Source organism: Micromonospora sp. NPDC005172, assembly GCF_040608555.1.
GTDB lineage: Bacteria > Actinomycetota > Actinomycetes > Mycobacteriales > Micromonosporaceae > Micromonospora.
The window spans coordinates 43,344-63,845 of record NZ_JBEXIL010000021.1; the positions used below are offsets into that span (position 1 = coordinate 43,344).

Sequence of the window (20,502 nt, forward strand, 5' to 3'; positions counted from 1 at the left end):
TGTGTGCCATGTGCGGTATCGGAGGTGAGTTCCGCCTCGACGGGGCGCCGCCGGACCTGGCGGCGCTGGAACGGATGCTGCCCGTCCTGTCGTCGCGGGGCCCGGACGGCGAGGGGCGGTGGCAGCACGGCCCGGCGGCGCTGGTGCACCGCCGGCTGCGCATCATCGACCTGTCCGACACCGGCGCCCAGCCGATGGTCGACCCCGAGCTGGGCCTCGCCCTCGTCTTCAACGGCTGCATCTACAACTACCGGGAGCTGCGCGACGAGCTGACCGCGGCCGGTTACACCTTCCGGTCCACGTCGGACACCGAGGTGATCCTCAAGGCGTACCACCGGTGGGGAACGGCCTGCGTCGAGCGGCTCTACGGGATGTTCGCCTTCGCCCTGGTCGAGCTGGCCACGCACACGCTCGTGCTGGCCCGTGACCGGCTCGGCATCAAGCCGCTCTACCTGGCCGAGACGCCGGGCCGTATCCGGTTCGCGTCGACCCTGCCCGCGCTGCTCGCCGCCGGTGACGTCGACACCGACCTCGACCCGGTGGCGCTGCACCACTACATGAGCTTCCACTCGGTGGTGCCGCCGCCGCGCACCATCCTGGTCGGCATCCGCAAACTCCCGCCCGCCACCGTGCGCGTGGTCACCGCCGACGGCCGCAGCACCGACACCGTCTACTGGCGGCCCGAGTTCACCCGCGCCGCCGCGCCGACCATGTCCGCCGAGGAGTGGCAGGAACGGATCATGGGGGCGTTGCGCACCGCCGTACGACGGCGGATGGTCGCCGACGTGCCGGTGGGCGTGCTGCTCTCCGGCGGTCTCGACTCCAGCCTGATCGTCGCCCTGCTGGCCGAGCAGGGCCAGACCGGCCTGGCCACCTTCAGCATCGGCTTCGAGGCGGCGGCGGGGGAGAGCGGCGACGAGTTCCACTACTCCGACCTGATCGCCCGCCACTTCGACACCGACCACCACCAGATCCGCATCGACGCGACGCGGTTCGTGCCCGCCGTGCACCAGGCCATCGGGGCGATGAGCGAACCGATGGTCAGCCACGACTGCGTCGCGTTCCACCTGCTCTCCGAGGAGGTCTCGCAGCGCATCACCGTGGTGCAGTCCGGCCAGGGCGCCGACGAGATCCTCGCCGGCTACGACTGGTACCCGCCGATGGCGAACGTCGCCCGCGCGGACGCCGTCGAGGCGTACGCCCGGGTGTTCTTCGATCGTCGGCACGACGCGCTCGCCGGCCACCTGGCGCCCGAGTGGATGCTCGACCACGACGCCAGCCTGGAGTTCGTCGCCGCCCACTTCGGCGCGCCGGGCGCGGACACCGCGCTCGACGCGGCGCTGCGCCAGGACAGCCTGGTGATGCTCGTCGACGACCCGGTCAAGCGGGTCGACAACATGACGATGGCGTGGGGGTTGGAGGCCCGGGTGCCGTTCCTCGACCACGAGGTCGTCGAGCTGGCCGCCGCCTGCCCGCCGGCGCTCAAGCTGGCCCAGGGCGGCAAGGGCGTGCTGAAGGCCGCCAGCCGGGGCATCGTCCCCGACGAGGTGATCGACCGGCCCAAGGGCTACTTCCCGGTGCCCGCCATCCGGCACCTGTCCGGCCCGCTGCTCGACGACGTCCGGGACGCCCTGACGGCGGGCCCGGCGCGCGACCGTGGTCTGTTCCGCAAGGACTACCTCGAGGAGTTGCTGGACACGCCGAACGCCCAGCGGACCACGTTGGGTTCCAACGCGCTCTGGCAGCTCGGGCTGCTGGAGCTCTGGTTGCAGCGGATCGGGGTTTAGATGAGCGTACGGACCGAGGTGCCGCGCCGGCTCCGACCGGCGCGTAACCGGCCGGCGGCGACCCCGCCTCCCGGCCAGGACTTCGCGCCCGCGCCGTCACCGGACGGTCGCCGGGTGGCGTACGTGTCCGATCGTGCCGGCACGCCGGCCGTCTGGGTCCGCGACGTCGACGCCCCCGAGGCCGTCGCGCTGCCCGGCGGCGACGAACCGGTCCTGGCGGTGAGCTGGTCTCCGGACGGGCAGTGGCTGGCCTGCGTGGTCGCGCCCGGTGGCGCGCCCCGCACCGAGCTGTGGGTGCTCCACCCGGACGGCACGCAGCGCCGCCAGGTCGCCGGCTTCGGCCGCCGCAGTGCGAGCCTGGCCGGATGGCTGCCGGGCGGCGCGTTGATGGCGGTCACCGAGACCGCCGAACGGGGTGCCGCAGTGCTCGTCGACGCCGGCACCGGGCATCGGCGGGTGCTGGCCGAGGACGACCTGCTCACCCTCCTGGACGTCAGCCCGGACGGCAGCTCAGCCCTGCTGCGGCGGGGCCCCCGCAACGCCCGCTGGCTGGAACTGCTCGACGTGGCCACCGGCGACCGCGTACGTCTGCTGCCGGACACCGGCCGGGGCAGCACCGACCAGGGCTGGTTCGGCCCCGGCGGGACGAGCGTGTTGGCGCGTACCGACGCGTTCTCGGAGCTGGCGGCGCTGGTGCGCGTCGACCTCGCCCGACCGACCCTGGCCCCGACGCGCGTCGCGGCGCGGCCGGACGCGGAGCTGGAATGCGTCGCGCTCGACGCCCCACGTGAGCGGGCCGCGCTGCTGTGGAACACCTACGGCGGGCGTAGCGAGCTGAGCCTGTGCGATCTCGCCAGCGGCGTCCAACGGGCCGTGACCGCGCCGGGCGAGGTGCTCGGCGACGCCGTCTTCGCCGAGGACGGTGAGCTGCTCTGCGTCACCGCGCAGGGGCCGGTGCAGCCCCGGGAGGTCTGGCTGGTCGACCCGGCGACCTCCACCCCGCGCCCGCTGCGGCCGGACACCGACGCCGAGCGTACGGGTGGCGCGGGGGTCGCGCCGCAGTTGGTCGACCTGCGTGCCCACGACGGAACGCCGCTCTCCGGTTGGCTCTACCGCCCGGCCGGTCCGGGGCCCTGGCCGACGGCGATCAGCCTGCACGGCGGCCCCGAGGCGCAGGAACGGCCCGGCTACAACCCGCTGTTCCAGGCCCTCGTGGCGCAGGGCATCGCGGTGTTCGCGCCGAACGTGCGGGGCTCGTCCGGCTTCGGCCGCTCCTTCGTCGCCGCCGACAACCTCGCCGGCCGGTACGGTGCCATCGCCGACGTGGCGGCGTGCGCCGAGCACCTCGTCGACAGCGGTGTCGCGATCCCCGGCCATCTCGGCTGTCTGGGCCGCTCCTACGGCGGCTACCTGGTCCTCGCGGTGCTGGTGAACTTCCCCGGCCTGTTCGCGGCCGGGGTGGCCGAGTGCGGCATCTCCGACTTCCGCACCTTCTACGCCAACACCGAGCCGTGGATCGCCGCCGCCGCCGTCAGCAAGTACGGCGATCCGGTGCGCGACGCCGAGTTGCTGCGGGACCTGTCGCCGATGACCCGGATCGACCAGCTCGACGTGCCGGTGCTGCTCATCCACGGCGCGAACGACACCAACGTGCCAGCCGGCGAGTCGGTGCAGGTGGCGCGGGCCCTGGCCGCCCGGGACGTGCCGCACGGGCACCTCGTGCTCGCCGGTGAGGGGCACGACTTCCTGGCCCGGGACAACGCCGAGGCGGCGCGTACGGCCACCACCTCCTGGCTGACCCGGCACCTCGCCACGACGGTGATCACCCTCGGCTGAGGCGTTATCCTGCGCCGGTGGACGTCACGGCGCAGGGTGAACGGCTGGCCGCCGACCTGGGCCGGTCCCTCGCCGAGCTGACCTTCGTCGACCTGGACACGGACGAGGTCACGGCGCGGGTGATCGACACCGTGGTGCGGTGGGCCAGGGCGCAGGGCTGGCGGGTCTACCGGCGGGCGCCCAGCGTCCTGCCGTTGCCGCCGCCGATGCAGCAGCGGCACTCGGTCCTCGACGTGGTGTGCGCCCGTCCGGACGGGCCGCCGGTGGTGGTGGAGGTCGACCACACCGACCGGGCCCGTACGGTGCAGAAGCTGACCGCCGAGGCGGACGCCGGACGGATTCCCATCTGGGTGCGCTGGGGCGCCGGCCGGTTCACCGCGCCGCCGCCACCGGTGGCGATGGTGACCGTCGAGGTCACCCGACGGTCCGGACCGGCGGAGCGTGGACGTCTGCACAGCCGCGTCGACGACCGGCCCGCGCCGGCGCACTCTGCCGGCGGCGGCACGGCGGCAACACAGGCGCTGCCGATCCCGCTGGTAGATCCCCTCGCCGACCAGCTGCCGGACCCGCTTTCGAAGCCGGGCAAGGGCACCTGAAGCGAATCGTAAGCGGGTGCCGGCAGTGTTCTGGGTGTCACCGCAGAACACGACCGACACCCAGGAGATTCCGATGCGCAAGCTCATCAACTCGACCTACATCACCCTCGACGGCGTCATCGAGAACCCGATGTGGACCGCGCCGTACTTCGACGAGGAGGCCATGGGTCTGGCCGGCGAGCTGACCGACGCGGCGGACGCGATGCTGATGGGCCGGGCCACCTACGACGGCATGTCCGTCGCCTGGCCGCAGCAGGACGAGAGCGACCCGACCACCGGCGCGGCCTACTTCAACAACGTCAAGAAGTACGTCGCCTCGACCACCCTCACCAACCCCACCTGGAACAACACGGAGGTGCTCCAGGGCGACCTGGTCGAGGCGGTGCGGGGGCTGAAGGCCCAGGACGGCCGGAACATCATCCAGTACGGCTTCGGTTCGGTCACCGCCCAGCTCGTCGACGCGGGTCTGGTGGACGAGGTCCGCTTCTGGATCCACCCGGTGTTGCAGGGCGCGCCGAGCGTGACGTCGCCGCTGAACGACTTCACGGCGTCGTTCGACCTGGTCGACACCCGGGTGCACAGGAGCGGCGTGATCGTGGCGACGTACCGGCCGAAGAGCGCCGTCTGACCGTCCCCCTCAGAGCTGAGCCCGGGCCTCGACCGGGCTCAGCTGCGCGCCCTCGTCGGCCAGCGCCTCGAAGCGCTCCGGCCCGAGGGCGGCCCGGACCCGCGTGGTCACCCGGTCCACCTCGTCACGTTCGGCCGGAGCGCACGGTGCCTGCGCGTCGAGCCGCGCGGCGGCCGCCGCGCCGAGCAGCCGGGCCGCGATCTCCGGACCGCCCACCGCCGAGGCCATCCCCTCCAGCGCGAAGATCGCGTCCCGGGGCGCGGCCATCGCCTCGGCGGTCTCGAACGCCTCGACGTGCAGGGCCAGCGCGGCGTCCGGGTCGCCGCCCTGCTCGACCGCGTGCCCCAGCTCGACGAGGACCGGCGGCAGGTACAGCGCCGGCTGTGCCTCGGCGCGCCCCCGCTCGGCGAGGTTGCCGAGGTGGGTGACGGCCAGGTCGAGTTTGCCGTCACGGCGGGCGGCCAACCCGAGGCACAACTCCGCGAACACCAGGGCGCCCGGGGCGTCCTGCTGCACCGCCAGGTGGTACGCGCGTTCGGCCAGCTCCCGGGCCTGCGGATAGTCCCGGGTCTGCACCGCCAGCCACGCCAGCCAGGACAGTTCGGTGCACACCTGCGGCCACAGCCGCAGCTCCTCGGCCCAGCGCAGCCCCTCGGTGTGCAGCGCGGCGGCGCGTTCGTGGTCGCCGCGCATCTCGGCGAGCCCACCCACCCACTCGGTGGCCTGGAGCCGGCCCCACCGGTCGCCGACCTCGGCGAAGAGCGCCGCGCTGCGGGTCGCCGTCCGCTCCAGCGTCACCTGGTCGCCCGCGACGTGCGCGATCTTGGCCTGGGAGGCGAGCACCGCCGCCCCGGTCCACGTGTCGACGTCGACGGGCATCAGCTCCATGGCCAGGGCCAGGTCACTCTGCTCGATCAGCGCGTTCGCCGCGAACCAGGCGCCCCGGCCGGCGGGGTCGCCGGCCACCGCCGCGCGTACGTCAGCCGCCTCGACCGCCTCGCCCCGCAGCAGCGCGAAGCCGACCCGCCAGGGCGCCGCCCGCCTCTCCTGCTCCGGGTCGCCCGCGACGGCGAGAGCCCGCCGTGCCTCGGTGAGCCGACCGCGCAGATACCAGTACCAGCTCAGCGCGACGGCCAGCCGCAGCCCGCCCCCGTGGACCAGCGCCGCGCGCAGGTTCGCCGTCTCGACGTCCAGCACTGTCAGCCACCGCCGCTGCTCCGGCCCGCGCAACTCCGGGTCGGCGCGCTCGGCCAACTCCGTGTAGTAGCTCGCGTGCCGCGTCCGGACCTCGTCGGCGTCGTCCAGGCGGTCCAGGCAGAACGCGGCGACCGATTCGAGCAGCCGGTAGCGCGGACCCTCCGGCGCGTCGTCCAGCACCACCAGCGACCTGTCCACCAGCCGGGCGAGGGCGTCCAGGTCGGTCTGGCAGACCTGCTCGGCGGCGTCCGGCGTGCAGCCGTCACGGAACACCGCGAGCCGGGCGAGCACCCGCCGGTCGGCCTCGTCGAGCAGGTCCCAGCTCCAGCCGATCACCGCGGTCAGCGTCCGCTGGCGCGCCGGCACGTCACGCTGCTGCGTGGTGAGCAGCCGGAACCGGTCGTCCAACCGTTCCACCACGCCCTGCACGCCCAGCGCGCGGACCCGGGTCGCGGCCAGCTCCAACGCCAGCGGCAGGCCGTCCAGGCGACGGCAGAGCTGGGCGACCGCCGGCGCGGTGCGCTCGTCGAGGCGGAATCCGCGCTGCTGGGCGGCGGCACGGGCGGCGAACAACCGGGCCGCCGCCGAGCGCCGGACCGCGTCCGGGTCACCGTCCGACAGCGGCAACGACAACGGGGGTACGTCCCACAGCAGTTCCCCGGTCAGACCGAGAGGTTCACGGCTGGTGGCGAGCACGGTCACCCCCGGCGCGTCGCGCAGCAGCCGGGCGACCAGCGCGGCGGTCGGCTCGATGACGTGTTCGCAGTTGTCCAGCACCAGCAGCAGGTGCCGTTGGCGCAGCGCCGTGACGAGACGGTCGGTGGGGGACAGGCTGGCACCGGCGGCCTCGCGGACGTCCAGCGCGCCGAGCACCTGCTCGGCGACGCCCGGGTCACCGGCCGGCAGTGGCGACAGCTCGACCAGTAACACGCCGTCCGGCGGCGACTGGGTGCGGGCGGTCTCGGTGGCCAGCCGCGTCTTGCCGACACCACCCGGGCCGACCAGCGTGACCAGCCGCCGCCCGGGCAGCAGGGCACGCAGCTCGGTCAGCGCCTCGGCACGACCGACCAACTCGTCGAGCTGCGCCGGCAGGCTGTTGCGGATGATCGCGGCCTTCGGCGGCGCGCTCAGGCCGGCGTCCTGTTCCAGGACCCGGCGGTGCAGGGCGACCAGCTCGGGGCTCGGGTCGAGGCCCAGCTCGTCGGCGAGCCGATTCCGCAGGTCGGCGTAGCTGTCCAGCGCCTCGGACTGGCGACCGGCCGCGTACAGCGCACGGAGCTGCACCGCCCGCAGGCCCTCGTGCAGGGGATGCCGGGCTACCAGCTCGGCCAGGTCGGCCGCGGCCAGGTCGTGCTCGCCCCGCGCCACCCGCGCCTCGGCCAGCCGCTCGTGCACGGCGAGGCGCTGCTCGGCGAGGCGGGTCGCCTCCGCGCGGACGAACTCGGCGTCGGCCACGTCGGCGTACGCGTCGCCGCGCCACAGCGCGAGGGCCTCGGTCAGCCGGTCGACGTCGGTGTGCCGGGCCAGCTCGGCGAACCGGTCGGCGTCGACCGCCCCGGCCCGCAGCAGGTAGCCCGGAGCGCGGGACTCGACCAGCTCGCGCGCACCCGGCTCGGCGTCGTTCAGCGCCTTGCGGAGCTGGGACACCCGCACCTGAAGGGCGCCGGTGGGATTGGCGGGGGCGTCGTCACCCCACAGGTCGTCGATGAGCCGGTCGGCGGACACGACCTGGTCGCGGTTCGTCAGCAGATCGGCCAGCAGCGCACGTACCTTGACGCCGGGCACCACCACCTGCTCGCCGGTATCCGTGGTGACGGCGAGCGGCCCGAGCACCCCGAACTGCACGGCGGTCATCCTAGCGGTGGTAAGCCGACCTGAAGCGGACCGTAAGCGCGCTGCCGCACCGTGTGGGCATGGACATCTATCACGAGACCCATGGCGACGGCGAAGGCCGGCCACTGCTGCTCGTCCACGGCGCGCTCTCCGGCATCGGCACCTCGTTCGCCACGATCCTGCCGTTCCTGGCACGGTCCCGGCGGGTGATCGCCGTCGAGTTGCAGGCCCACGGCCACACCCCGGACGCCGACCGTCCGTTCACCGTCGAGCACTTCGCCGCCGACGTGGTCGAACTGCTCGACCGCCTCGGCGTCGCCCAGGCGGACGTGTACGGCTGGAGCATGGGCGCGGCGGTGGCGCTGCGCCTGGGCACCGACCACGCCGAACGGGTCGGACGGCTGGTGCTCGCCTCGGTGAGTTTCGACGACGCCGGCCTGCACCCCGGGCTGCTCGACGGCATCCAGGACCTGCGACCGGAGCACCTGCACGGCTCGGAGTTCCACGAGGAGTACCTGCGGACCTCCCCGGACCCGGCGGGCTGGGCCAACCTGGTCACCAAGATGAAGGTGCTGGACGCGAACCTGCCCCGCTGGACACCCGAGCAGATCGCTGCCCTGGCGGTGCCCACCATGATCGTGCTGGCCGACTCGGACATCATCCAGCCCGAACACGCGGTACGGATGTTCCGACTGCTCGGTGGCGCGGTGCCCGGTGACCTGACCGGCCTGCCGGCCTGCCGCCTGGCCATCCTGCCCGGCACCACCCACACGACGATCCCACAGCGCGCCGACTGGCTGGCCCCCATGATCGACGACTTCCTGGACGACCCCACCCCGCCCCCGCCCCCCGCCCCCGCCCCTCCCCGCGCCCCCGCCGATCCCCGCGCCCCCGCCGCTCCCCGCGCCTCCGCCGATCCCCGCGATCTTGCACTTTCTGTCGTGGCATAAGGGGCAAAAGCTGCATAACGTCGACACAAACTGCAAGATCGCGGGAGCGGGAGCGGGAGCGGGAGCGGGAGCGGGAGCGGGAGCGGGAGCGGGAGCGGGGGGTGGGGTGGGGGGTGGGGTGGGGGTGGGGGTGACGGGTGACGGGGCGGCAGGATCGGGGGCATGAGTGACGAGGCGCGTGTTGTGCTGTCTGTTCTTGGTGGGGAGGTTGGCGCGCTCGTTGCCGCGCTCTCTGCATTGCCGGCGCTGGCGTGGGAGCGGCCGACGCGCTGCGATCCCTGGCGGGTACGCGACGTGGTGGGTCACGTCATCGTCGTACTCTCGCGGGTGCCGGACATGGTGGCGGCGCCCGCTCCCGAGCGGGCCGGGACCACCGCGGCGGCGTACTACCGCGCGGACGGGCGGTTCAGCGACGACACGAACGACGAGCGGGTACGGACAGCGCAGCGCCGCGCGGCCGACCCGGACCCGGCTCTGCTCGTGCGGGACCTCGTGGACACCGGACGGACGGTTGTCGAGGTGTGCCGGGAGGAGCCCGCGGACCGGGTGGTCCGGACCCGGCACGGTGACGCGATGCTGCTTACCGACTTCCTGACCACCCGGCTCGTCGAGGTGGGCTTGCACGGGCTCGACGTCGCCGACGCCGTACCCCGCGAGCCGTGGCTCGGCCCGGCGGCCACCGAACACCTGCTGCGCCTGCTCTTCGGCCCACGGTGGCAGGTCGCGGTCGACGCCACCGGAGACCCGATCACCCTGCTGCGCAGGGCAACAGGGCGCGAACCCGTCACCGCCGAACAGCGCCGGGTCCTGGACCAACTGGGCCTGCGCCACCTGGCCCTGGGCTGACCCACCCCTTGGCCCTGGGCTGAACCCAGGCAGCAGCTTCGGGGATGTTGCTGCCTCCGGCGCGTCTGAGGCAGCAACATCCCGGATGTTGTGAGGATCTTGGGCGCGGGGCTCAGGGGGTGGCGCGGCGGCGGAAGATCAGCGCGTACGTCGAGAACCGGCGGCTGCCCCGCAGTGTCAGCTCCTGGGCAGGGTGGGCGGTGACCACGTGAAAACCGGGGAAGGTCGAGCCCTCGGCGAGCGGCCGGGGGCCGGACGCGACGGGGTCGGCGGCGCGCACCAGGCGGGCGTACGCGCCCATGCCGGACCCGCCGAACGTCTCCTCGACGACGTGCAGGAGGTGGGGCCAGACGTCCTGCGGCCCGGCCGCGATCAGCGTGGCGTGCTCGTCCACCGGAGGCAACGAGTCGATTCGCACGGGAGCCTCCCCGGGTCAGGGCCGGTCATCCACCATGGACATCGGCGACAGTAAGCATGGCGTACGGGCCGCCGACCGGGTAGAAACGTTCCAGAGAGCGCTCTCACACCCCAGCTGTGCCGGGAGCACGTGCCGGCCGGCGGATAGGACGACGAACCACATGACGAGCACATCCCGACGTACCCTCACCCTTGCCCTGGTGGTGACCGCCGCCGTCACCATGACCAGCACCGCGGCCAGCGCGGGGCGTCCCACGCACAGCGCGCCCGACTTCGGGCCGAACGTGACAGTCTTCGACCCGTCGATGCCGGTCGGGGAGATCCAGCAGACCCTCGACGCGGCGAACGCCCGGCAGGTCGACAACGAGATGGGCACCGAGCGGCACGCCTACCTGTTCAAGCCGGGCAGCTACGGCACGGCCGAGCAGCCGTTGCAGGCCAAGGTCGGCTACTACACCGAGGTCGCCGGCCTCGGCGCCGCACCCACCGACGTCGCCGTCAACGGCAAGATCGAGGTCTACAACCGCTGCCTCGCCGACGGTGGCACCGGCAACTGCCTCGCGCTCGTCAACTTCTGGCGCACCCTGTCGAACCTCTCGCTCACCGTGAACGGCGCGGGTCAGGACGGCTGCCGCTCGACAGCGAACTTCTGGGCGGTGTCCCAGGCGGTCTCGATGCGCCGGCTCAACATCACCGGCGGCGGGCTGTCCCTGATGGACTACTGCACGGCCGGCCCGCAGTACGCCAGCGGCGGCTTCATCGCCGACTCGCGACTGCCGGCCACCACCAACGGCTCCCAGCAGCAGTGGCTCACCCGCAACAGCGAGGTCGCCGGGTGGTCCAACGCGGTGTGGAACCAGGTCTTCGCGGGTGTCGAGGGCGCGCCGGACGACGCCGCGTTCCCCGACCCGCCGTACACCACCCTCGACACGACCCCGGTGAGCCGGGAGAAGCCGTACCTGTTCGTGGACTCCCGAGGCCACTACAACGTGCGGGTGCCGGCGGCGCAGCGCGACAGCCGGGGCGTCTCGTGGGCCGACGGCGTCACCCCCGGACGGACCATCGGCATCGACGACTTCTTCATCGCGAAGCCGTCCGACCCGGTCCGTGTGATCAACGCGCAGCTCGCGCGCGGCAAGCACCTGCTGCTCACCCCCGGCGTCTACGACATCGCCCGCAGCATCGAGATCCGGCGTGCCAACACGGTGGTGCTCGGCATCGGCCACGCCACCCTCACCGCGGTGAACGGCGCCGTCCCACTGGACGTCGCCGGGGCGCCCGGCGTGATCGTCGCGGGCGTCACGATCGACGCCGGTACGGTCGAGTCGCCGGTCCTGCTACGGGTGGGCCGTCAGCACGGCCACGACGCCAGCAGCCCGGCCAACCCGACCACGCTGTCCGACGTCTACTTCCGCGTCGGTGGCCCGCACATCGGCCGGACGAACACCGCGCTGGAGGTCAACAGCGACAACGTGCTCATCGACCACACCTGGGTGTGGCGCGGTGACCACGGCGTCGAGGGCTTCACCGAGGGTGTCAACGGTGACACCGACCGCTGGCGCACCAACACCGGTCGGTACGGCGTGATCATCAACGGCGACCACGTGACCGCGATGGGCCTCTTCGTCGAGCACTTCCAGCGCTACAACACCGTCTGGAACGGCGAGCACGGCACCACGGTCCTCTACCAGAACGAGCTGCCGTACGACCCGCCGACGCAGGCCGACTGGATAAACGGCCCGGTCGAGGGCTACGCCGGCTACAAGGTCGGCGACCGGGTACGCCACCACGACCTCTACGGCGGCGGGGTGTACGTCTTCAACCAGAACAACCCGTCGATCCACACGGAGAACGGGTTCGAGATGCCGAACCGGCCGGGTGTGCGGCTGCACCACATCATGACCGTCAACCTGAGCGCCGGCACGATCGACCACGTCGTCAACGGCGTCGGCGACGCGGCCGACATGACGAAGGTCGGTGTGCCGGTCTACCTCGCGCAGTACCCGGTTTCGTAACGCTTCCGGGCGTACCAACGGGGGCCGGAGTCACTGACTCCGGCCCCCGTTCAGGTCACTGAGCTGGCGTCGTCGCGGTGGTCTGCGCGGGCTCTGACGGCGCGGTCAGGGCCGGGATGCCCGGTATCGCGCTCTTCGGCGCGGCCGCCGTCGTGTCCCGGCTCGGTGGGACCAGGAACGTCAGGTCCGGCGTGCGGGACCGGTCGGCGCGGCGCAGCGCGGCTCCCACCTTCGGAATCGGCAGCGGGGACCGGCTGTGCCGAGCGCCCGCCTGGTGTCGTCCGGGGCGGCCGGTCGACGGGCGTGCCTCGGCTGGCTTGGCGCTCACCGGGCCGGTCGCGCGCTGCGGACGTCGACGGGCGGCCTGCTTGGCGACCCGGTGCCGGGCGCGTCCACTGCCGGTCTTGAACCCGAGTGCGGGACGCTCCACCAGGTGCCAGGAGAGGGCGGCGCACAGGACGCTGCCGAGCAGACTCAGCACGATGTAGCCGACGATCCCGAACCGGGTGCCGCCGAGCAGGGCGATCATCTGCTGCACCGGGAAGCCGTAGATGTAGATGCCGTACGTGTAGTCGGTCCGGCGGCTGATGCGGGACCACCTCGTGGGCAGCGCGACCGCCGCGAACAACACCAGGTAGGCGAACGCCGGAAGGCCGACCGCGAAGAATCCGCCCAGCCACAGCGAGCAGACCAGCGTGCCGGCGGCCAGCACGGCCAGCGTGGAGTTCATGGGGACCCGGTGTGCGTACAGGCGTGCCGCGGCTCCCAACAGGAACAGGAAGCCGAGCATCAGCGTCCAGTCCGCGGCGAACGCCCCGATCAGCGGGAACGGCCCGACCGCGCCGTGCTGAGGTGGCCGGGAGCTCCAGCCGGGCGCGGCGAAGAAGTCGGCCAGGATCAGGGCGTAGCAGCCGCCGGCCAGCACGAGCACCGCGCGGGGGGCGCGTTGCAGCACCGAGGTCACCATGAGGACGGCGACCACGGCGTAGAGCGCCAGGTCGTACCGGAGCGTCCACAGCGCCCCGTCGAAGGCGCTCGGTCCGCCGACGATCTGACCGTACGGGGTGTCGGCCAGGAGCCCGGCGATGGGGAACTGCTCCATCGAGGCGAGGATGTTGGTGGTGACGTAGTCGAACGGCCCTTCCGGGTGCCCCCAGAACCCGTCGAGATTGCCGTTCTCGTAGAGCGCCGCCAGCGGGGCGAAGACGAACGCGGTGACGAGCAGACAGACCCACAATCCGGGGAAGACCCTCAGCACACGGGCGCGGACGTACTGGCGCAGCGTGGAGCGCAGGGCGCTGTCGGCGATGAGGAAGCCGGAGATGAGGAAGAAGCCGTACAGGCACATGGTGCCGAGGTCGCTCTGTCGGCCGAACGTCGCCGCGCCGATGTTCGCCCGGCCGAAGCCCAGCGGCCCGGCGTGCGCGATGATCACGCCACAGGCCATCGCCAGGCGAAGGACGCCGAAGGCGTTGTGCTGGGCGGAGAACCTGCCCTGCAGAGTCGGGGACTGCTGCCCGTTCAACCTCGCCTGCACCTGAAGACTCCTTCGATCACTGATCTGTGCGGACCTCGGCGCGCAAGGCTGCCGATCGATGGGCCAATTATCAGATGATCCAAGGAGGTTTGTCCCGAAATTCTAACGATTGTCCGAATCAGTGGTGTGTCAGGTTGCGGCGCCGATCGTCCGGCGTACCTGCGTGACGCGCCGAGCCGACACGTCCAGGAGCCGCGCCATGGCGGCGACGCACCGCTCGGCGGCCCGTCCGTCGCCGAACGGTGAGCCGACCGCCGGCACGCGAGCGCTGGCGAGATGCCGGAGCCCGGCCGAGAGCAGCAACTCCGGATCGGTGCCGACCAGCTCGCCCCGACCCGCCGCCAGGGCTTCCGGACGTTCGGTGGTGTCCCTGGTCACCAGCAGCGGCACGCCCAGGGTGGCCGCCTCCTCCTGGAGTCCGCCGGAGTCCGTGACGACCAGGTCGGCCATCCGCAGCAGCCCGACCATCTGCGGGTAGGCCAGTGGCGGGGTGACCCGTGCGTTGGCGATACCCGCCAGGCCCGCGCTGACCTCCGCGCTGAGGCGGGGATTCGGATGGGCGACCATGACGACCTGGACGTCGGGGCGTTGCCGTGCCAGCCGGCGGAGTCCGTCTATCGTGGCCGCCACTCCCTGGCCCCAGTTCTCCCGGCGGTGCGCGGTCGCCACCACCAGCTTGCGGGTCGGGTCGACCCAGGCCGGGGGTCGGGCCGCCCCGCGCTCGATGAGGTCCTCGAGCGCGTCCACGACCGTGTTGCCGGTCACCGCGATCACCTCGGAGGCGATGCCCTCGGACAGGAGGTTGGTCCTGGCCTCCTCGGTGGGCGCGAGGTGCAGGGAGGCGATCCGGGCGAGCATCGCCCGGTTCGCCTCCTCCGGGAACGGCCGGTCCAGGTCGTTGGTCCGCAGGCCAGCTTCCAGGTGGACGATCGGGGTACGTCGCCAGAAGGCGGCCGCCCCGCCGGCCAGGGCGGTCGTGGTGTCCCCTTGCACCACGACCGCCGCTGGACGGTGGTGTGCGAGCAGGTCGTCGACCCCCGTGATGAGGGCCGCCGCCAGCTCCGCAAGCGAGCCGGTACGCCGTTGCGGGCACAGGCTCACCTCGGGGCGGAGGCCGAACGGGAGGAGTGCCTCGGCGACGCGTCCCGGTTGTTGACCGGTGTCCGCCACCCGCACCGTGAACCTCGGATCATCGAGGAGACGGCGGATCAGAGGCGCGGTCTTCACACCCTCCGGCCTGGTGCCGGCGAGGATCAGGACCTCTCGTGTCGTCGACCTGCTCGCACACATGGTGGGTCAGCTCCTGGCGGCCGCGCGGCGGCGCCGGTAGAGCGAGAACCCGCCGGTGGTGCCGGCCGCGAGTGCGCCGATACCGAGTGCGAGCGGTGCCCCGGCGAGCGGGATCACCGGAATGGGCGGTGCGACCGCGTTGGCCCCGCAGCTCGACGTGCCGATGGTCACGCCCGCGAGCGCCCCACCGAGAGCGGTGAGGTTCAGCGCGGTGACGCTGAGCTGACCGACGCCCGAGCTGGTCTGGTTGTTGAGTGTGAGGTCGATCAGCCCCGGCACGCTCAGCCCGGTGTTCGGCAACGGGTTGGCCGGCAGGTTGAGCAGCGTCGTCTCGATGCCCAGCAGGGTCGACGTGATGCGGGCGTTGACCAGGGAGGTCGTGCCCGTCGCGGACGGGCTGCTGGTGGCGGTGCACGACGAGTAGATGGCGTCGGCCACCAGGGCGATCGTGGCGAGACCGTTGGTCCCGAGGTTCAGCGACACTGCCGAGCCGGGCGTGACGAGGCAGGACCCGCCGGCGCCGATGGTCACCGTGCCACCCACGCCGAGCACGCCGGCACAGGCCGCCGAGGTGCCGTCGTTGAAGGCGCGGACATTCTGCGCCAGGACCCCGGCGGTGATGACGGTCTGTCCGCCGAGCACGCCCAACGGCGGGTTCTGGTTGCCGGAGATCGACTCGGTGGTGCCGTCGTTGGTCGCCGACGCGGTGCCGGAACTCGCGAGTCCTCCACCGAGCAGGCTGATCTGCAGCGCGGAGGCTGACGACTGGGAGGTGTCGGCGAACGCCGGGGAGGCCGCCAGGACGGCCATGGCGAGGCCACCGGCCAGCACCGCAGCGGTTCGGGCGAGACCGGATCTGACTCGTGGCATAGATGTCTACTTTCTGGTGTGGGCGGTTGTGGGGTGGTCAGTGGTGGGGGTGGTGGTGAGGTGCGCGAGGTGGACCAGGTGGCGAGGCGGTCTGATCGAGCGAGGTCCGTCGACACGGCTCGAACCGCGGGCCGGGTGGTGCCGGCGGGGCTGGGTCGGTACGGCCACTCGACCGATGGCCCGGACCGGGGCGGCCTGCGGCTGCGGGTCGGCGGCGCGGGCGGTCTTCTGCCAGTCGGTGCGGGCGGTCACCATGCGGGCGAAGGCCAGCCAGACCGCGAGCGACTGGGCGTAGCTGTAGAGCCAGTGGCAGACGCCTAGCAGCAGGGCCTTGCTCACCGACAACTGCGGCTCACAGCGAGCCCGGTAGACGATTCCCCACAGGGCGAACGGCCCGATGCCGAAGACGAGCACCAGCGGTGGTACGCCCCATCCGCCGCTGTCCCACCAGCCGCCCAGACCGCCGGCGGTGTGGTCGACGTAGTAGATCATCACCGCCAGGCAGGCGACATAGACCGGGGTGCCGAGGAGCTGGGTCCACGGTGCCGCCAGGAAGTGGGCGATCTCCAGCGTCGCGGAGTTTCCGATCCGGGGCGAGCGCAGGACCCTGCCCAGATAGCGGCCACACTGCATCGAGCCCTGAGCCCAGCGGGTCCGCTGCCGCACCAGGGGCCGGATCTGGGTCAGTGCCTCCTGGGCCACCCAGCTCTCCGCGCAGTACTCGGTGTGGCCACCGGCCAGCAGGATGTGCAGGCCCAGCTCGAAGTCTTCCAGCAGAGCACCGTGCCAGGGTGTGCCGTGCTCGGCGGCGATGTCGTTGAGCAGCGACAGGCGGGTGAACTGGCCGTTGCCGCCCATCGCCACGCTGCCGGTGCGTCGACGCAGGGATTGCATGGCGGCGATCGGCGCGCGGAACTCCATGTCCTGTAGCCGGATCAGCAGCCGTCCCCATCCGCTGACCTCGGTCACCGGGGCGTACCGGCGCGGCGCGCACTGGAGCATCCGCACCTCCACCTGCACGGCGCCGACATCCTCCGTGCCGAAGTACTGCCGGCCGGCAAGGGCGACGGGGCCCTGCGGGTCGAGCCGGCTGTCCGCGTCCAGGACGCCGACGATCACCCGGGTACGGTCGACGTCGGCCGGCAGCGACTGCTCGATGCGGCGCCAGGCGGCGTTCAGTGCGGCGCCCTTGCCCTGCCGCGCGTCCGGTAGCTGACGACGGACGACGTGTACCCGGGGCTCGTGGGAGAACGCGGCCAGCTCGGCGAGCGTGCCGTCGTCGGACGCGTCGTCGACGCACCAGACGGTCACCTGGGGGAAGTCGCCGAGCAGCCGCCGCAGCGTGTCGCCGATGACTGACGCCTCGTTGCGGCACGGCACGATGACGTGCCAGTCGAAGCCGTCCGGGCTGCCGCCGCGGCTACGTCGGGTCTTCAGGTGGAAGACCAGGATGCTCAGCACGTACGCGCAGAAGCTGACGCAGAGCAGGAACGCCGCCGTGTTGAGCAACGCGAGGGTCTGGGTCTCAGCGGACACCGGCGATCGCCCCCCGCATGCGCTTGGTCCGGCTGACCAGGACGACGAACAGGATCGCAACGGCGATCAGGCCGGCCGTCGTGATCACGGAGCCGATCAGCACGTGACTGCGTTCGTAGCCGAGCCGGAAGCCCCAGGTCTGCATCGAGACCACCACCGCGGCGAGTCGCACCTGGTTCACCGTTATCAGCAGCAGGGTGGCGATTCCCAGGGCGTTCAGGCCACGTGACATCGAGATGCGCCGGAACCCGACGAGCGTCGAGGCCAGCACGATCGGCGGTATCAGCAACATGGCGACCGAGCATCCACTGGAGACCATGAAGCCGACCCAGCGCTCGTCGAGCGGGAAGATGACCGCCGCGCCGATCGACTTGGCGTTCGCCAGGCCGACGGCGTCGACCAGGCGGGCGTTCAGCCATGCCTCGCCGCTGGCGATGTCGTGCCACCGCCACAGGGTCGCGGCGGCCACGGCGACGCCGAACAGGATGCCCGTCGTCGCGCGCAGCCATGCCCCCCAGCTGGAGGAACCTGTCATCGTTCGCGGCCCAGCAGGGCGACGAACCACAACGCCAGGCCGAGAACGACCAGGCCGACGCCGACCAGCAACCACGACTGGATGGCGACCCCGGTGGCGGCCAGCCCTCCGCCGATGTGTGGACCCTTGGTAGGTACTCCGTACATGGCCATCTCCCTCGTCAACTCGGAGGTCAGGATGGCATCGCCGGAATCGGGCAAACAGGATAAAAACCCATAGAAACCCTAAAGAGTGATTAAATACCCCTTAAGTGGTTGACGCTGTTGGTCGGCCAGCATCCCTTGCTCCGCAACAGATTCGATGTCCCGACAGGTGGCGCAGAGGTGGTCAAGATGGTGACCGGTTACCCCGGCAGGACGGGCCCGGCGGCAACGTCCCGATGGCGGGCGATGGCGGGCTGGCAGAAAGCCATGATCGGGTTGACCCTGGTCTTCGCGGTGCTCTGCGCGGGCCTCGTCACGGTCGGCTTCGGCCTGAAGCACCGGTACGAGAGTCGGGTACAGCGCGAGGACATCCTCGGACAGGGCACCGCGCCCCACGACGAACGCCGCTGGGAGTCGGGGCCCCTCAACCTGCTGCTGCTCGGATCGGACTCGCGCGACGGTGAGCCTGATCAGGCTCTCTACCCCGGTCAGCGGTCGGACACGCTCATGCTGGTGCACGTCAACGCCGCCCGGGACGCGGCCACCGTCGTCTCGATACCCCGGGACAGTTACGTCGACGTCCCCGCCGCCGGAGGGGTCTGGTCCGGCGGACTCAACAAGATCAACGCAGCGTTCGCCTTCGGCGGCGCCGCGCTGGCCGCCGAGACGGTCGCCAAGCTCACCGGTCTGACCCTGGACGGGGTGCTGGTGGCCAACTTCGCCGCCGTCCGCAAGCTCGTGGACGCGGTGGGCGCCATCAACGTCTGCCTGCCGTACCCGGTCACCTCCTCGGACACGGGGGTCACCTGGACCGCCGGCTGCCACGACCTGGACGGCAGGGCCGCCGACGACCTGATGCGTCAGCGGCACGGGGTGCCCGGCGGCGACTTCGGGCGCATCTACGACCAACAGTTGGTGGTCCGTGCCCTCGCGGAGCGGATCAGCGCGACGAGTCTGCTCACCAACCCGACCCGACTCGACCGGGTGCTCACCACGGCGGCCGAGTCACTCATCGTCGACCGTGACCTCAATCTGGCCGACCTCGCCCTCGCGGTGCGCCGGGTGAAGCCCGAGACCGTCCAGTTCGTCACCGTCCCCTTCAGTGACCCCAACCTGCAGACCCCGGCCGGGTCCGCGGTACGGCTGGACGAGGTGAAGGCCCAGGCTCTCTTCGCGGCCGTGCGCGAGGACCGGGTCACCCAGTGGCTCGCGACCAACCCGCAGACGGCACCGGCCAACTGAGCCGCGCCGCACCTCCGTAGGAGGCGGACACGGCATTGAGCGGTATACCTCAGAGGAATGAATATGACTCTGAGGTATACCGCTCGACTTACTCGTCTAGGCCGTCTGTCAAGGTCCTCGGTCGAGCCGAGGGGCGGACGGCGGACGGCGGACACCACAATGAGGGTGATGCCTGTGAGGCATCAAGATGACTCACAGGCATCACGCTCAATGGAGCGGGCGGCTCCGATCCGGCCGGACCACGGGCCCGCGAGCGGCGGTTCGCCAACGGCCGAAACGGCCGGTCCTCTCGGCCTCCGCAGGCCGGCCAGGGGCTTTGACACACGGCCTAGCAGTACAGCTAGCGCGACCGCTGCCAGTAGCGGCACGTCCAGTCGACCTGGTGCAGCTCGTCCTCGATGCCGTGCTCGGCACGGAAGTCGTCCACGGCCTGCTTGCATCCGCGTACGGCGTGGTAGTCGTCGATGATCACGTACCCCCCGACCGACAGCTTCGGGTAGAGCGAACGAAGCGCCACCATCGTCGAGTCGTAGAGGTCCCCGTCGAGACGCATCACCGCCAGGCGTTCCACCGGAGCGCTGGGCAGGGTGTCCGAGAACCAGCCCTTGAGGAAGCGGACCTGGTCGTCGAGGAGCCCGTACCGTTCGAAGTTCGCCTGCACCTGCTCCTGCGACACGGCCAGGAAGGGCACCTGCCACAGCGCGTCCTCGACGTCCTCGACCCGGCGGGGGTCCGGCTTCGGCAGACCACGGAACGAGTCCGCGACCCACACCGTGCGGTCCCGGTCGCCGTAGGCGCGCAGCATTCCGCGCATGAAGATGGTCGCGCCGCCCCGCCAGACCCCGGTCTCGATCAGGTCGCCGGGTACGCCCCGGTCCAGCACGTCCGCGATGCACTGCTCCAGGTTGTCCAGCCGGCGCAGGCCGATCATCGTGTCGGCCTCCGGCGGCCAGTCCCGGCCGTTGGCCCGTGCCTCCGGGTCGAACGGGAACTGGAGCACCAGTTCCAGCCCCTTGCGCTGCAGCAGATGCCGGCCGCGCTGCAGGAGCCGGCCGTGCAGGGAACCCCGGCGCGGCTGGTAGGGCATCCACGTCTCGCGGAAGACGTATCTGGTCAACGCCTTCTTGAGCAGGTCGCAGTAGAGCGCACGGGGATCGTCCAGCATCCGGTCGGATGACTGGGTCGGCGCCAACATCTCACTCATCGGCAATCTCCTTATCGGTGTCTGTGATCGGCAACTGGCG

At 71.8% G+C, this 20,502-nt stretch carries 17 protein-coding genes; 8 read left to right on the forward strand and 9 right to left on the reverse strand.

The genetic code is table 11. The features are described 5' to 3' along the window. The first annotated feature begins 8 nt into the window (after positions 1-8). The 4 genes from ABZV06_RS16775 to ABZV06_RS16790 are packed head-to-tail and all read left to right on the forward strand — an operon-like array spanning position 9 to position 4,847. A complete protein-coding gene (locus ABZV06_RS16775) occupies positions 9-1,787 on the forward strand; it encodes an N-acetylglutaminylglutamine amidotransferase (RefSeq protein ID WP_355622267.1) in 1,779 nt (592 codons plus the stop codon). Then, positions 1,788-3,623, forward strand: coding sequence for a prolyl oligopeptidase family serine peptidase (locus tag ABZV06_RS16780; protein ID WP_355622270.1), 1,836 nt, complete (start codon positions 1,788-1,790; stop codon positions 3,621-3,623). Between the two features lie 17 nt (positions 3,624-3,640). After that, the gene (locus tag ABZV06_RS16785; RefSeq protein ID WP_355622273.1) at positions 3,641-4,219 is read left to right on the forward strand and encodes a hypothetical protein; all 579 of its coding nucleotides are present in this window, start codon (positions 3,641-3,643) and stop codon (positions 4,217-4,219) included. Positions 4,220-4,235: 16 nt separating this feature from the next. Beyond that, entirely contained in the window at positions 4,236-4,847 is a 612-nt protein-coding gene (locus ABZV06_RS16790; RefSeq protein WP_355622275.1) for a dihydrofolate reductase family protein, read from the forward strand. Positions 4,848-4,856: 9 nt separating this feature from the next. Here ABZV06_RS16790 and ABZV06_RS16795 read toward each other — a convergent pair whose 3' ends face one another. Next, a complete protein-coding gene (locus ABZV06_RS16795) occupies positions 4,857-7,898 on the reverse strand; it encodes a BTAD domain-containing putative transcriptional regulator (RefSeq protein ID WP_355622278.1) in 3,042 nt (1,013 codons plus the stop codon). Between the two features lie 59 nt (positions 7,899-7,957). Between ABZV06_RS16795 and ABZV06_RS16800 the strand changes: the two genes are divergently transcribed. Beyond that, complete coding sequence (locus ABZV06_RS16800; RefSeq protein ID WP_355622281.1) at positions 7,958-8,827, forward strand: alpha/beta fold hydrolase; 870 nt, start codon at positions 7,958-7,960, stop codon at positions 8,825-8,827. A 162-nt stretch (positions 8,828-8,989) separates the two neighbouring features. Beyond that, the gene (locus tag ABZV06_RS16805; protein WP_355622284.1) at positions 8,990-9,673 is read left to right on the forward strand and encodes a maleylpyruvate isomerase N-terminal domain-containing protein; all 684 of its coding nucleotides are present in this window, start codon (positions 8,990-8,992) and stop codon (positions 9,671-9,673) included. A gap of 112 nt (positions 9,674-9,785) precedes the next feature. Here the strand turns inward: ABZV06_RS16805 and ABZV06_RS16810 are convergent, their stop codons facing one another. Continuing rightward, complete coding sequence (locus ABZV06_RS16810) at positions 9,786-10,091, reverse strand: hypothetical protein (protein WP_355622287.1); 306 nt, start codon at positions 10,089-10,091, stop codon at positions 9,786-9,788. Positions 10,092-10,251: 160 nt separating this feature from the next. On the opposite strand from ABZV06_RS16810, the gene ABZV06_RS16815 reads away from it, so the two are divergent. Beyond that, entirely contained in the window at positions 10,252-12,105 is a 1,854-nt protein-coding gene (locus ABZV06_RS16815; protein ID WP_355622290.1) for an adenylyl cyclase, read from the forward strand. Positions 12,106-12,160: 55 nt separating this feature from the next. Here the strand turns inward: ABZV06_RS16815 and ABZV06_RS16820 are convergent, their stop codons facing one another. The 6 genes from ABZV06_RS16820 to ABZV06_RS16845 all read right to left on the reverse strand — a co-directional run bounded on the left by ABZV06_RS16820 (position 12,161) and on the right by ABZV06_RS16845 (position 18,019). After that, on the reverse strand, positions 12,161-13,642 hold the full coding sequence (locus tag ABZV06_RS16820) for an acyltransferase family protein (RefSeq protein WP_355622292.1): 1,482 nt from the start codon (positions 13,640-13,642) through the stop codon (positions 12,161-12,163). A 129-nt stretch (positions 13,643-13,771) separates the two neighbouring features. Further along, the gene (gene wecB, locus ABZV06_RS16825; protein ID WP_355243419.1) at positions 13,772-14,932 is read right to left on the reverse strand and encodes a UDP-N-acetylglucosamine 2-epimerase (non-hydrolyzing); all 1,161 of its coding nucleotides are present in this window, start codon (positions 14,930-14,932) and stop codon (positions 13,772-13,774) included. A gap of 6 nt (positions 14,933-14,938) precedes the next feature. Beyond that, on the reverse strand, positions 14,939-15,802 hold the full coding sequence (locus tag ABZV06_RS16830; RefSeq protein ID WP_355622295.1) for a choice-of-anchor P family protein: 864 nt from the start codon (positions 15,800-15,802) through the stop codon (positions 14,939-14,941). 6 nt (positions 15,803-15,808) lie between these two features. After that, on the reverse strand, positions 15,809-17,338 hold the full coding sequence (locus tag ABZV06_RS16835; protein WP_355622298.1) for a glycosyltransferase: 1,530 nt from the start codon (positions 17,336-17,338) through the stop codon (positions 15,809-15,811). Then, positions 17,328-17,873, reverse strand: a complete 546-nt coding sequence (locus ABZV06_RS16840) for a hypothetical protein (RefSeq protein ID WP_355243410.1) — start codon at positions 17,871-17,873, stop codon at positions 17,328-17,330. Before ABZV06_RS16840 ends, ABZV06_RS16835 begins: the two co-directional genes overlap by 11 nt. Further along, on the reverse strand, positions 17,870-18,019 hold the full coding sequence (locus ABZV06_RS16845; protein ID WP_355243407.1) for a peptidase: 150 nt from the start codon (positions 18,017-18,019) through the stop codon (positions 17,870-17,872). Before ABZV06_RS16845 ends, ABZV06_RS16840 begins: the two co-directional genes overlap by 4 nt. 186 nt (positions 18,020-18,205) lie before the next feature. Between ABZV06_RS16845 and ABZV06_RS16850 the strand changes: the two genes are divergently transcribed. Next, the gene (locus tag ABZV06_RS16850; RefSeq protein WP_355622301.1) at positions 18,206-19,258 is read left to right on the forward strand and encodes an LCP family protein; all 1,053 of its coding nucleotides are present in this window, start codon (positions 18,206-18,208) and stop codon (positions 19,256-19,258) included. A 340-nt stretch (positions 19,259-19,598) separates the two neighbouring features. On the opposite strand, the gene ABZV06_RS16855 is transcribed toward ABZV06_RS16850, so the two are convergent. Then, a complete protein-coding gene (locus ABZV06_RS16855) occupies positions 19,599-20,462 on the reverse strand; it encodes a TylF/MycF family methyltransferase (RefSeq protein ID WP_355243401.1) in 864 nt (287 codons plus the stop codon). Between the last annotated feature and the right edge of the window lie 40 nt (positions 20,463-20,502).